The sequence below is a fragment of the Streptomyces sp. NPDC037242 genome (assembly GCF_055604165.1).
The window spans coordinates 61,634-74,195 of the sequence record NZ_JBVJUY010000020.1 but is presented as its reverse complement, the minus strand read 5'-3'; the positions used below and the strand labels follow the sequence as shown (position 1 = coordinate 74,195).

General features: G+C 71.9%; 9 protein-coding genes. 2 read left to right on the top strand and 7 right to left on the bottom strand.

Translation table 11 applies throughout. The annotated features are described in order from the left end of the window. Positions 1 to 170: 170 nt before the first annotated feature. The gene (locus tag ACZ7GJ_RS23515) at positions 171 to 1,619 is read right to left on the bottom strand and encodes a DUF1996 domain-containing protein (protein ID WP_470754401.1); all 1,449 of its coding nucleotides are present in this window, start codon (positions 1,617 to 1,619) and stop codon (positions 171 to 173) included. 9 nt (positions 1,620 to 1,628) lie between these two features. After that, the gene (locus ACZ7GJ_RS23510) at positions 1,629 to 2,291 is read right to left on the bottom strand and encodes a DUF4142 domain-containing protein (RefSeq protein ID WP_470754400.1); all 663 of its coding nucleotides are present in this window, start codon (positions 2,289 to 2,291) and stop codon (positions 1,629 to 1,631) included. A 394-nt stretch (positions 2,292 to 2,685) separates the two neighbouring features. On the opposite strand from ACZ7GJ_RS23510, the gene ACZ7GJ_RS23505 reads away from it, so the two are divergent. Then, the gene (locus ACZ7GJ_RS23505) at positions 2,686 to 4,290 is read left to right on the top strand and encodes an alpha/beta hydrolase (protein WP_470754398.1); all 1,605 of its coding nucleotides are present in this window, start codon (positions 2,686 to 2,688) and stop codon (positions 4,288 to 4,290) included. A gap of 17 nt (positions 4,291 to 4,307) precedes the next feature. Here the strand turns inward: ACZ7GJ_RS23505 and ACZ7GJ_RS23500 are convergent, their stop codons facing one another. Then, positions 4,308 to 4,721: a PaaI family thioesterase gene (locus tag ACZ7GJ_RS23500; protein WP_365921353.1), complete on the bottom strand. Its 414-nt coding sequence runs from the start codon at positions 4,719 to 4,721 to the stop codon at positions 4,308 to 4,310. Positions 4,722 to 4,767: 46 nt separating this feature from the next. Next, positions 4,768 to 6,801 (bottom strand): NADPH-dependent 2,4-dienoyl-CoA reductase, encoded by a 2,034-nt coding sequence (locus ACZ7GJ_RS23495; RefSeq protein ID WP_470754397.1) that lies wholly within the window; start codon positions 6,799 to 6,801, stop codon positions 4,768 to 4,770. Between the two features lie 214 nt (positions 6,802 to 7,015). Here ACZ7GJ_RS23495 and ACZ7GJ_RS23490 point away from each other — a divergent pair, with 214 nt between their 5' ends. Next, positions 7,016 to 7,702, top strand: coding sequence for an alpha/beta fold hydrolase (locus tag ACZ7GJ_RS23490; RefSeq protein ID WP_470754396.1), 687 nt, complete (start codon positions 7,016 to 7,018; stop codon positions 7,700 to 7,702). 69 nt (positions 7,703 to 7,771) lie between these two features. On the opposite strand, the gene ACZ7GJ_RS23485 is transcribed toward ACZ7GJ_RS23490, so the two are convergent. The 3 genes from ACZ7GJ_RS23485 to ACZ7GJ_RS23475 are packed head-to-tail and all read right to left on the bottom strand — an operon-like array spanning position 7,772 to position 12,560. Further along, entirely contained in the window at positions 7,772 to 10,795 is a 3,024-nt protein-coding gene (locus tag ACZ7GJ_RS23485) for an alpha-mannosidase (protein ID WP_470754394.1), read from the bottom strand. Between the two features lie 59 nt (positions 10,796 to 10,854). Beyond that, positions 10,855 to 11,688 (bottom strand): carbohydrate ABC transporter permease, encoded by an 834-nt coding sequence (locus tag ACZ7GJ_RS23480; protein WP_470754392.1) that lies wholly within the window; start codon positions 11,686 to 11,688, stop codon positions 10,855 to 10,857. Then, on the bottom strand, positions 11,685 to 12,560 hold the full coding sequence (locus ACZ7GJ_RS23475) for a carbohydrate ABC transporter permease (RefSeq protein WP_470754511.1): 876 nt from the start codon (positions 12,558 to 12,560) through the stop codon (positions 11,685 to 11,687). The genes ACZ7GJ_RS23480 and ACZ7GJ_RS23475 overlap by 4 nt, the downstream gene beginning before the upstream one ends. Positions 12,561 to 12,562 lie beyond the last annotated feature (2 nt).

Genomic DNA, 12,562 nt, shown 5'->3' with positions numbered 1-12,562 from the left:
CCTTCCCCCCCCCACCCCCCCCCCCCCCCCCCCCCCCCCCCCCCCACCCCCACACACCCCCCCCCCCCCCCCCCCCCCCCCCCCCCCCCCCCCCCCCCCCCCCCACCGCTCTCTCGGGGCGACGCGGGAGGGGGAAGGGGAGGTCGCGCCGGCCCCGGGCTCCGGCGGGTCTAGCGGCAGGCGCGGCCGCCGTTGATGCAGCGCACCGCGTTGGACATCAGGCCGTCCGACATGACGTTGATGAAGTCGCCGTGGTCGGTGACCGGTTTGTGGAGCTGCTCGGGGAAGCTGTCCACGGCGAACCGCGCGCCGGGGCTCACCCCGTACGTGATCCGCTGCACCAGCTGCGGGATGGCCTTGAAGCCCTTCGGGCAGGATCCGTCGCGGCCGGCGAAGGCCACGTGGGTGCGGTGGTTGGCGCTGTCGGCGTTCTTGCCGTCCCAGCAGCTCTGGAAGTTGAAGGTGCGCACGACGTCACTGCCCTTGGGGCAGATCGGGTACTTGTCCTTCAGCTGGCGGTTCTCGAAGCCGGTGCAGCTCCAGGAGGCGTTGGCGTTGGCCGTGCCGTTGGTGAGCGCCTTCGCGTCGCCGGTGATGATCCGCAGGAACCGGGGCATGGCCGTGACGCGGCTGACCGCGCTCCCCTTGAACTCGATCGTCACCTGTTTCGGGCGCAGGATCGTGCCGACGTTCGCGTCCTGCCCGCCGCCCGGCGCCTTGGCGTCCGCTTCCGCCCGGCCGTCGCGCAGTCGCAGCACGGGCCAGTAGTAGGTGGACTGGTCGCCGTTGGTGCAGGTGGTGCCGGCGGCGGCGAGGCTGTTGTTGGTGGAGAAGGCGTCCGTGACCTTGTTGCCGACGTAGTCGTGCATGTGGTGGGCGCCGTTGCTGACTCCGGGGGCGACGATAACGTTGTCGGGGTTGAGGTGGCGGTTCTCGTTGCGGCCGCACTGCACGGCGAAGGAGCCGGTGGAGGCGCCCGCCCGGCGGGCCGGGGTGCGCACGTTGGGCTTGACGGTTCCGATGGCGACGAAGTCGCTGCGGGCCGGGCCGCCGGCCTTGCTGGCGGCGCTGCTGCCCTTGGCGGCGAGGCCCTGCGCGTCGCTCTGGGCCCCGTTCTGGGCCCCGTTCTGGGACTGGCCCTGCGCCTCGTTCTGGGCCTCGTTCTCGGCTGCCGGTTCGTCCGCCGGGTCGGCGGCCGGGGCCTGCTGCATCGTGCAGGCGCTGAGCTCTTCCAGCCCTTCGGGGCGGGCGGCCGACTTCCCGATCGCGTCGGACACGCCGGATATGGTCGTGGTCCGCTGCTCCTTCAACTCGCCGAGCAGGACTTCGCCCTGGGCCTTGCCCGAGGCGAGCTTCCCGTAGGCGTCGGCGACCTGGCTGTCCAGCTGGGCGAGGTTCTCGTCGACCTCCGCCCGGGCCTGGTCGGGGACCTCGCGGAGCCGGTCGCCCACGTCGGGGCAGTCGATGGTCGCGGTCACCGGCGCCCGGCGGGAGTCCTGCCCCGCGGAGGCGCCCTGCGCGACGATCACTACCCCGCCGCCGCCCAGGACCAGGGCGGACACCACGGCGAGGGCCTTGTGTGACGGTCGGAGACGGCGTTTGTGGCCCTTTGGACTCATGCGATCACTTCACTTCGTCGGTCGGGAAACGGTGGAGGGTGCCGGCGAGGCGTCGGCGAGGCCGTCGAAGTCGACGAGCCCGCTGTCCTCCAGGACGGTGATGTGGTCCAGGACCGTGGCGTTGGCGTCGGTGGCCAGGGCCCGGACCATGGAGTTGCGCGTCTGCGCGCGCACTTGGGCCACGAGCGCGAAGACCTTGCCGTGTGCGCGGCGCAGCAGCTGGATGAAGAGCCGTTCGTACTGGGCGCCCTGGGCCCGGTCGAGCTGGTCGAGCCAGCCCTGCTGTTGGGCGGAGGGCTGGTTGGGCAGGTCGACGCCGAGGGCCTGGCCCACTTCGATGACCCGCCGGTCCAGTTCGGCGTGGCCTTCGACGAGGTGCATCCCGGCGGTGCGGACCGATGGGCGCGTACCGCGCTGCTGGGCCTGGCGCCCCGCGGGCAGCTCCCACAGTCCGGCGAGCCGCACCTTGCGGACGAAGTCCCGGTCCTGGGGGGTGAGCGGGCCGAAGGCGGTGCTCAGGACCCCGGCACCGTCGTCGTCGCCGACCGGGGTGGCGGCGGCCGCGGACCGGCCGCCGAACTTCTGCACGGGAATCAGCAACGCGATCAGTGTGAAGGCGAGGGCTCCGATGACGATGCCCGTGCCCATCACGTACCGCGAAGCGAGCGACATGCCTCCGACGGTCGACCGGCGGAATGACAGCACTGTGCCTCCTTGCTACGGGGGCCGGGAGGGCCGCGGGGCCGCAGACTCCGGTGATCGCGCCGTCCGCACCCGCACTCCCGGGTGCCAAGGGACGCTAGTGCCAGTTGTGGTACCCGTGTTGAAGGACCATCACGATTGGACAAACATCCGGGCAACCCCTCGGAGGGCTGGTACGGTGCGCGGCCCGGCGGGTGGCTCCCCCAACGGGGCCGAACTTCCCGGGCGTGTCGGCCAGTTGTCCGGATTTGAGCTCCTTCGTGAGGAGCACACGGCCTGACCCTTCGGGATGATTCGCCCAGGGCTCCGGTGTAACAGGGTGGGCGGGGAACCGACTTCGAGGAAAGGACGGCTCCCCTTGCCCATGAAACGCTTCGCACCGCTGATCGCCGCTGCCGGCGCCCTCGCGATGTCCCTCCCCTTGCTGTCCGCGGCTCCGGCGTCCGCCGCCCCCGCCCCGGACCACACACCCCAGAAGCCGGCCTGGGCCCGCTGCAGCCCCGAACAGCCGGCCTCGTACGAGTGCGCGACCATCCAGGTGCCGCTCGACTACCGGCGCCCCGAGGGACGCAAGCTCGACATCGCGATATCCCGGATGAAGAGCGAGAACCCGGCCAAGCGGCACGGGGTCATGCTGCTCAACCCGGGCGGGCCGGGCGGTTCGGGTCTCGACCTCCCGCTGATGATGAACGAGGCGATGCCGAAGGACGTACGGGACCAGTACGACCTCATCGGCTTCGACCCCCGCGGGGTCGGTGCGAGCAGTCCCGTCACCTGCGGTCTGAACGACGCCGAGCAGGCCTTCGACCGCCCGTACCGGCCGGAGACCTTCCCCTCGGACGTGGCGTGGGCCCGCACCGTCGCGGACAAGTGCCGGGAGAAGTCCGGCTCGGTCCTGCCGTACATCACCACCCGCAACACGGCGCGCGACATGGACTCGATCCGTGCGGCCCTGGGCGAGCGGAAGATCTCGTACCTGGGCTACTCGTACGGGACGTACCTCGGAGCGGTGTACACGCAGCTCTTCCCGAACCGTGCCGACCGCTTCGTCCTCGACAGCGGCGTCGACCCCGACCGGGTCTGGCGCGGCATGATCCAGGTGTGGGCGACGGAGGCCGAGCCGGCCTTCGCGCGGTGGACGACGTGGACGGCCGAGCGCGCGGGCGAGTACCAGCTCGGCGACACCCCGAAGGCGGTGTCCGACACCTTCTGGGCGCTGGTGGCGCGCGCCGACAAGGACCCGATCGTCCTCGACGGGCAGAAGATCACGGGCGACGACATCCGCACCGCGCGGGCGCTGTTCTTCTATCCCGCGCAGGCCGCGCCCGTCATCAAGATGCTCAAGGACGCGGCCGACGGCAAGCCGACGGCCTCCGCCCTGCCGGACCTGAAGCAGTTCTCGCAGTCCGCCCGGGTCGCGGGGGCCGCCAGGTCCACGAAGGCGGCGTCGGCCTTCGCCGCCGAGCCGGCGCCGGACAACGGCACCGCCGCCTTCTGGTCCGTGCTGTGCGGGGACACGGGCGCCTGGCCCAAGTACGCCGAGCAGTACGAGCGGGACGCCGTGAAGGACAAGGCCAAGTACCCGCTGTACGGGGACTTCGCCTCCAACATCAAGCCCTGTGCCTTCTGGGACCGGCCGGTCGAGTCGGCGACGCCGATGCGGAAGAAGTCCGGCGTGCTGACCGTGCAGAACGAGTGGGACTCGCAGACCCCGCTGGTCAGCGGCCAGGACATGCACCGCGCGCTCAAGGGCTCGCGGATGGTGCTGGCGATGGGCGGCGAGGGCCACGGCGTGTACCTGGCCGACCCCTCGTCCTGCGCCAACGCCCCGGTCGACTCGTACCTCACCACGGGCCGGCTGCCGGACCGGGACATCACCTGCCAGAACCCGCCGGCCGCCCCGGAGCGCCGCGCTCCCCTGACCTCGCCGGTGCCGCAGCGCTTCCCGGTCGGGGGGTCGCGCTTCTGACCCGGTAGGGGCCCGCCTCAGCCGAGCAGCGCGTAGACCGTGGAGGCCTTGGCGGCGGGCTCCCGCTCGCCCTCGGGGGTCATGGTGACGTCCGCGAAGGCCATCCGCTTGCCGAGCTTGGTGACGCGTACGTCGATCAGCACGTCGGCGCCGACCACGGGCCGCTGGAAGCTGGTGGACTGCTGCACGGTGGTCATCGGCCCGTACCCGCCGCGGGCGGCGGAGATCGCGATGACGGTGGCGGTGTCGGCGGCGGCCATCAGCGCCTGGCCGGACAGGCCGCCGCCGTCCCGGGCCAGTTCGTCGGACCACGGCAGCCGCAGTACGGCGTGCCGTTCGCCGGTCTCCCGGACGGTCAGGCCGAGGGCGAGCACCCAGGGGGCGAAGTTCTCGCCGAGGATCAGTTCTGCGTCTGCCGGTGTCAGGGTCACCCGCCGATTGTGGCGGCCCGGACCGGGCCGCCACAACACCTTCGGGTCAGAGGGTGGCGGCCAGCTCCGTGCCCTGTCGGATGGCCCGCTTGGCGTCCAGTTCCGCGGCCACATCGGCGCCGCCGATCAGGTGCGGCTCCAGACCCGCGGCGCGCAGCGCCTCGTACAGGTCGCGACGCGGCTCCTGGCCGGTGCACAGCACCACCGTGTCGGCGGGCACCAGGCGCTGCTCGCCGTCCACGGTGATGTGCAGGCCCTCGTCGTCGATACGGTCGTACGTGGCCCCCGCGACGGAGACGACCCCGCGGTGCTTGAGCTCCGCACGGTGGATCCAGCCCGTGGTGGTGCCCAGGCCGGCGCCGACCTTGGTGGCCTTGCGCTGGAGCAGGTGGACCTGGCGCGGGGGCGCGGGCCGCTCGGGGGCGGCGAGACCGCCGGGGCCGGTGTACGAGGTGTCGACGCCCCAGTGGCGGAAGTAGACCTCGGGGTCCTGGGAGGCGCCCTCGCCGCTGTCGGTGAGGTACTCCGCGACGTCGAAGCCGATGCCGCCGGCGCCGACGACGGCGACGCGCCGGCCGACGGGGGCGCCGTCGCGCAGCACGTCGAGGTAGCTGACGACGTTCGGGTGGTCCACGCCCTCGATGTCGGGGGTGCGGGGGGTGACTCCGGTGGCGACGACGACCTCGTCGTAGCCGCGCAGGGCCTCCACGTCGGCGCGGGTGTTCAGGCGGACCTCGACACCGCGTTCGACGAGCTGGGTGCCGTAGTAGCGGATGGTCTCCTCGAACTCCTCCTTGCCGGGGATGCGGCGGGCGATGTCGAGCTGTCCGCCGATGTGGCCGGAGGCCTCGTAGAGGGTGACGGCGTGGCCGCGCTCGGCGGCGGAGACGGCGCAGGAGAGTCCGGCCGGGCCGGCCCCGACGACGGCGACGCGCTTCTTCAGCTTCGTCGCGGACAGGTTGAGTTCGGTCTCGTGGCAGGCGCGCGGGTTGACCAGGCAGGTGGTGATCTTGCCGCTGAAGGTGTGGTCGAGGCAGGCCTGGTTGCAGCCGATGCAGGTGTTGATGGTCTCGGGACGGCCCTCGGCGGCCTTGGCGACGAAGTCGGCGTCGGCGAGGAAGGGGCGGGCCAGCGACACCAGGTCGGCGCGCCCGTCGGCGAGCAGCTCCTCGGCGATCTCCGGGGTGTTGATGCGGTTGCTGGTGACGAGGGGGACGGAGACCGCGCCCATCAGCCGCTTGGTGACCCAGGTGTAGGCGCCGCGCGGGACGGAGGTGGCGATGGTGGGGATGCGGGCCTCGTGCCAGCCGATGCCGGTGTTGATGATGGTGGCGCCGGCCGCCTCGATCTCCTTGGCGAGGTGGACGACCTCGTCGAGGGTGGAGCCGCCGGGGATCAGGTCGAGCATCGAGAGGCGGTAGATGAGGATGAAATCCTCGCCGACGGCCGCGCGGGTGCGCCGGACGATCTCCAGCGGGAAGCGCACGCGGTTCTCGTACGCGCCGCCCCAGCGGTCGGTGCGCCGGTTGGTGGCGGCGGCGATGAACTCGTTGATCAGGTAGCCCTCGGAGCCCATGATCTCGACGCCGTCGTAGCCGGCGAGCTTGGCGAGGCGGGCGGCGCGGACGAAGTCCTCGACGGTGCGCTCGACCTCGATGTCGGTGAGCTCGTTCGGGACGAAGGGGCTGATGGGGGCCTGCAGCGCGCTGGGGGCGACCAGGTCCTTGTGGTAGGCGTAGCGGCCGAAGTGGAGGATCTGCATGGCGATCTTCCCACCCTCGGCGTGCACGGCCTCGGTGATCACCCGGTGCTCGGCGGCCTCGTCCTCGGTGGTCAGGCGCGAACCGCCCTCGAAGGGCCGGCCCGCGTCGTTCGGGGCTATGCCGCCGGTGACGATGAGGCCTGCGCCGCCGCGGGCGCGCTCGGCGTAGAAGGCGGCGAGGCGCTCGAAGCCGCCCTCGTGCTCTTCGAGGCCGGTGTGCATCGAGCCCATGATCACGCGGTTCGGCAGGGTGGTGAAGCCGAGGTCCAGGGGGCTCAGCAGGTGCGGGTACCGGCTCTGGGAACTCTGCGGGCTCATGGGGGCATGCCTCTCGCGCGGGGGTGATGAACCTGTTCTAGCGAGCCCGAGCCGGTTTTGCAACAAGGTGCAAAACCGGGTCCAGCCGGTCTCCGGCCGCATTTCCCGGGACCACGGGCCCGGCGGGCCGGGACCTGTGGCGGAGTTCACGCCCCCGCGCCCTGCCCACCGGACGCCTTCACGGCCCGGCGCGGCTCCCCGTAGCGTCTGGCGGATGACCGCACACCACACGCTGACGACGTCGAACGGCATCCGGCTGGCCTACCGGGTCGACGGCCCCGAGGACGGCGAGCCGCTGCTCCTGCTGCCCGCGCTCGGCGAAACCGCCGAGCACTGGGCCCCCGTACGGCACGCACTCGCCCGGGAGCACCGGGTGTACGCCCTGGACCTGCGCGGCCACGGCGGGAGCGACCGGACCGCGGAGTACTCGCTCACGCTCATGCGGGACGACGTCCTCGGCTTCCTCGACGCGCTCGGCCTCGACCGGGTGGACCTGATCGGGCACTCCATGGGCGGGGTCGTCGCGCACCTGGTCGCGCAGCGGCAGCCGCACCGCATCGCCCGCCTGGTCCTGGAGGACGTCCCGGCCCCGCTCCCCCGCGAACCCCGTCCCCCGGTCCGCCCCGAGGGCGAGCTGGACTTCGACTGGGAGATGGTGCTCGCGGTCCGCCCCGAGCTGGACCGCCCCGACCCGTCCTGGCTGGCGGGTCTGGCCCGCATCACGGCCCCGACCCTGGTCGTGGCGGGCGGCCCGACCAGCCACGTCCCGCAGGACGGCCTCGCCGAACTGGCCCGCCGCATCCCGGGCGCCCGTACCGTGACCGTCCCGGTCGGCCATCTGGTCCACGCGAGCGCCCCGGCGGAGTTCCTCGCCGCCGTACTCCCCTTCCTCACGTCCTGACCCCGGACGGCCACCACAGCCCGGCGCCGGCCCCCGGGAAGGGGCCGGGCCGGGCCGGGCCGGGAGGGGTCAGGGGCGGTGGAGGCGGAGGGTGAGGATCTGGAAGGGGCGCAGGGTGAGGGCGATCGTGCCGTCCGAGGTGGGCGGGGTCGCCGCCGAGGGCGGCAGGGGGCGTTCCAGGAGGTCGCTCTCGACCGCCGCCGAGATCGGGAAGCCCGCCGCCAGGGTGGCGTTCGCGCGGCCGCCGCGGGACTCGTAGAGGCGGACGATCACGTCGCCACTGCGGTCCTCGGCCAGTTTCACCGCCTCGACCACCACCGCGTCCTCGTCCACCGAGACCAGCGGGGCGACCGGGCCCGCGCCCGTCAGGCCCCGTTCGGGCAGGTTCAGCGCGTGGCCCTCGCGGACCGCGTCGCCGATGTCCGCGCCCGGGGCGAGCGAGAAGCGCAGGGTGTGGGCGCCCTGGTCGGTCTCCGGGTCGGGGTAGCGCGGGGCCCGCAGCAGCGACAGCCGTACCGTCGTGGTCTGGCCGCCGTCCGGCCGCACGTCACGGGTGACGTCGTGCCCGTACGTGGAGTCGTTGAGGACGGCCACGCCCCAGCCGGGCTCCTCCGCGTGGATCCAGCGATGGGCGCAGATCTCGAACTTGGCCGCCTCCCACGAGGTGTTGGTGTGGGTGGCCCGGTACACGTGCCCGAACTGCGTCTCGGAAGCGGTGCGTTCGGCCTTCACGTCCAAGGGGAAGGCCGCCTTGAGGAGCTTCTCGGTCTCCCGCCAGTCCACGTCCGTGACGATGTCCACCGTCTTGGCCCCGGCCCGCAGGGTGATCGACTGCGACACCGCGGAGGAGCCGAAGGACCGGGTCACCCGGACCGTGGCGGACGACGGGTCGGCCTCCGTCACCTCCAGCGAGTCCGCGTCGGCCAGGTCGGTGACCTTGTTGCGGTAGAAGGCGTCGATGTCCCACGCGTCCCACATGTTCGGGAAGTCGGAGTGGATCTGGAGGAGGTTGGCCGCCGCCCCCGGCGCGACCGACTCCCGGCGGCCTTCGAGGTCGTAGGCGGAGACGATCAGGCCGCGCCCGTCGATCTCCACCACCAGCCGCCCGTTGGCGAGGACGTGTCCGCCGCCGTGCCGCTCCTCGACGGTGACGGGCTGACCGGCCGCGTCCGGCCGCGCCGCGCCGCCGGCCGGGACGCCGCGCCGGGTGTGCGGGGCGCCGTTGAACACCAGTTGCTCCTCGCCCTCCCCCGCCAGCGCGAGCTGCGCGGCCAGGACGATCCCGAGCAGTTCCGCGCGTACCGATGCGTACGTCGCACGGGCCTCCCGGTGCACCCAGGCGATGGAGGAGCCCGGCAGGATGTCGTGGAACTGGTGCAGGAGCACGGTCTTCCAGATCCGCTCCAGGTCCTCGTACGGGTAGGCGTACCCCGGCACCCGCACCGCGGCCGTCGCCGCCCAGAGCTCGGCCTCGCGCAGCAGCGACTCGCTGTGCCGGTTGCCCTGCTTGGTCTTGGCCTGGGAGGTGTAGGTGCCGCGGTGCAGTTCCAGGTACAGCTCGCCGGCCCAGACCGGCGCGTCCCCGTACTCCGCGCGGGCCTTCTCGAAGAAGGCGTCGGGGCGCTCGATCTCGATGCGCGGGGAGCCTTCGAGGTTGCGCTGCCGCTTGGCGCGGGCGAGCTGCTCGCGGGTGGGGCCGCCGCCGCCGTCGCCCCAGCCGAAGGGGACCAGGGAACGCGAACCGCGCCCCTTCTCCTGGTAGTTGCGGGCCGCGTGCGCCATCTGGGCGCCGCCGAGGTCGGAGTTGTAGGTGTCGACGGGCGGGAAGTGCGTGAAGACGCGCGTGCCGTCGATGCCCTCCCACCAGAAGGTGTGGTGCGGGAACTTGTTGACCTGGGACCAGCAGATCTTCTGGGTCAGGAACCATGTGGACCCGGACAGCTTCACGATCTGCGGCATCGCCGCGGTGTAGCCGAAGGAGTCGGGCAGCCAGACGTTCTTCGTGTCGATGCCGAACTCGTCGAGGAAGAACTTCTTGCCGTAGAGGAACTGGCGGGCCATCGCCTCGCCGCCGACCATGTTGGTGTCCGACTCCACCCACATCCCGCCGACCGGCACGAACTGCCCGTCGGCGACCTTCTTCTTGACCCGCTCGAAGAGCTCGGGCCGGTGGGTCTTGATCCAGTCGAGCTGCTGTGCCTGCGACATGGCGAACACGAACTCCGGGTGCTCGTCCATCAGGCCGACCATGTTGGAGGCGGTACGGGCGACCTTGCGCACGGTCTCGCGCAGCGGCCACAGCCAGGCGGAGTCGATGTGTGCGTGGCCGACGGCGCTGATCCGGTGCGCGGAGGCGTTCGCCGGGGCGGCGAGCACCCCGGCGAGCCGCGCGCGGGCGGCGGCGGCCGTGCCGGGGACGTCGCCGAGGTCCACCTCGTCCAGCGCGGAGTCGATGGCGCGCAGGATCCCGTACCGGCGGGCGTCGTCCTCCGCGAGCTGCGTCATCAGGTCGTAGAGGACTTCGAGGTCCTGTACGAGCTCCCACACCTCGGTCTCGAAGACGGCCAGGTCCATCCGGGCGATCCGGTACAGGGGCTGGTCGCCGCAGGTCCGGCTGTCGCCCTCGTACGTGGCGCTGTGGTCGACCAGCACCGGGTTGGAGGCGGCCTCCACGTACCACTCGACCCGTTCGCCGCCCGCCGCGGACTCGGCGACGCGCACCCAGTCGTTGTACGGGTTGAGCGCCTTGACCTCGCCGCCGTCGGCCCGGTGGACCAGGCCCTCGCACTGGAAGCCGGGCATCATCCGGTCGAAGCCGAGGTCGAGTACGGCCTCGACCGTACGGCCCGCCCAGGCGGCCGGGACGGTGCCGGTGACCCGGAACCAGGTGGTGCCCCAGGCCGGGCCCCAAGCGTCGCCGACCGCGCAGGGCACGTACGGGGCGGCCAGGCCCTCGGCGACGGGCACAGGCTCGCCCGGGGCCTCCCAGCGCTCGATGGCCAGCGGGACCGAGCGGGAGCGGACGGCGGGCTTGATGCGCTCCTTGAGGACCCGGCGGAGGCGGTGTTCTGTGATGCTGCGGTCGTCGTGCATGACGGCTGCTCCTGGGGAGGGAAGGGGCGGGTCGGGGCGGGTCAGGGGGTGGCTCGGGCTCAGGTCTTGACGGCTCCCTCGCCCACGCCCTTGAAGAAGAAGCGCTGGAGGGCGAAGAAGAGGAGCATCATGGGGACGAGCGCCGCCATCGCGCCGGCGGCGATGAGCCGCTGGTCGTTGACGGTCGTGGCGCCGGCCAGGGTCTTCAGGCCCAGCTGAAGGGTGTAGTTGTCACTGTCGGTCAGGATCAGCAGCGGCCAGAGGAAGTCGTCCCAGGCGCCCATGAAGCTGGTGATGCAGACGACGGCCAGCGCGCCCTTCGCCGCGGGGAGGAAGACCCGGGTGAAGCGGGTCCACTCGCCCGCCCCGTCCAGCACCGCGGCCTCCTCGACCTCCGTCGGCACGGCGAGGAAGGCCGCCCGCATGATCATGATGTTGAGGACGGAGACCGCGCCGGGCAGCCAGACCCCGATGAGGGTGTCGACCAGGCCCATCTCGCGGACCGTCAGGAACATCGAGATCATCACCGACTCGAAGGGGAACATCAGCGTCGCCACGAGGACCGTGAAGACCGTCTTGCGGCCCTTCCAGCCCGCCCGGGACAGGGCGTAGCCGCCCATCGCCGCGAACAGCATGTTGGAGGTGACGGCGAGGGCCGCGACGATCAGCGTGTTGCCCACGTACTGCACCAGCGGGAAGGACTCCGCGACGCGGAGGTAGTTGTCGAGGGTCGGCTGCGAGGGCAGTACGCCGTCGTACACGTTCTCGCCCCGGCCGCGGATCGACGTCAAGAACTGCCAGACGATCGGCCCGAGCATCACCACGAGCATCAGGGTCAGGGTCAGGTACCGGCCGGCCAGGCCGATCCGGCGGCGCCTGCGGTCGGCGCTCAACTCTCGTCCCCCTTCGACAGGTGTCGGCCGAGCAGGCTGAAGACCAGCGTCAGGAGGAACAGCAGGATGGAGACGGCGGAGGCGTACCCGGTCTCGCCGGAGAAGCCGAGGCCGACCTGGCGGATCAGGAAGGGCAGCGTGCGTGCGCCGCCGCCGGGGCCGCCGCTCTCGCCGCCGAGGATGTAGATCTCGGTGAAGACGCGGAGCGCCGAGATGGCGGAGAGGGTGCCGACCAGCAGCATCATCGGCTTCACCTGGGGGACGGTGATGCTGAAGAAGCGGCGCAGGGTGCCGGCGCCGTCGAGCGCCGCGGCCTCGTAGAGGGAGGGGGAGACGTTCCCGAGGGCCGCCAGGTAGAAGACCATGTAGTAGCCCAGGCCCTTCCACACGGTCACGATCATCGCGGAGACCAGCAGCATCGTGCTGTCGGTCAGGAACGGGATCGGCTCGGAGACGATGCCGAGCTTCTGGAAGAGCGTGTTGACGAGGCCGTCGCTGCGCAGCACCCACTGCCAGATCAGGCCGACGACGACGGCCGAGGCGATCACCGGGGTGTAGAAGGCGGAGCGGAAGAAGCCGATGCCGGGGATCTTCGTCTGTACGAGGACCGCGAGGGCCAGCGGCAGGAGGACCAGGCACGGTACGACGACCACGAGGTACAGCACGCTGTTGCCGGTGGCGACCCAGAAGTCGGGGTCGGCGAAGGCGCGGGTGTAGTTGTCGAAGCCGACGAAGCCGCCACCGCGCAGGATCTGCGCGTCGGTGAAGGAGAGGATGACGGTGTTGACGAAGGGCCAGAGGCTGAACAGGGCCACCATCACCAGGCCGGGCGCGAGGAACAGGTAGGGCGTCCACCGGTTGCGGTGGGGCAGGC

What these genes read in the sequence shown, in the direction of transcription:
- ACZ7GJ_RS23490 (WP_470754396.1), top strand. Translation starts at nt 7,016, where the DNA reads ATGACCGCACACCACACGCTGACGACGTCGAACGGCATCCGGCTGGCC.
- ACZ7GJ_RS23495 (WP_470754397.1), bottom strand. Translation starts at nt 6,801, where the DNA reads ATGAGCCCGCAGAGTTCCCAGAGCCGGTACCCGCACCTGCTGAGCCCC.
- ACZ7GJ_RS23515 (WP_470754401.1), bottom strand. Translation starts at nt 1,619, where the DNA reads ATGAGTCCAAAGGGCCACAAACGCCGTCTCCGACCGTCACACAAGGCC.
- ACZ7GJ_RS23485 (WP_470754394.1), bottom strand. Translation starts at nt 10,795, where the DNA reads ATGCACGACGACCGCAGCATCACAGAACACCGCCTCCGCCGGGTCCTC.
- ACZ7GJ_RS23510 (WP_470754400.1), bottom strand. Translation starts at nt 2,291, where the DNA reads ATGTCGCTCGCTTCGCGGTACGTGATGGGCACGGGCATCGTCATCGGA.
- ACZ7GJ_RS23505 (WP_470754398.1), top strand. Translation starts at nt 2,686, where the DNA reads ATGAAACGCTTCGCACCGCTGATCGCCGCTGCCGGCGCCCTCGCGATG.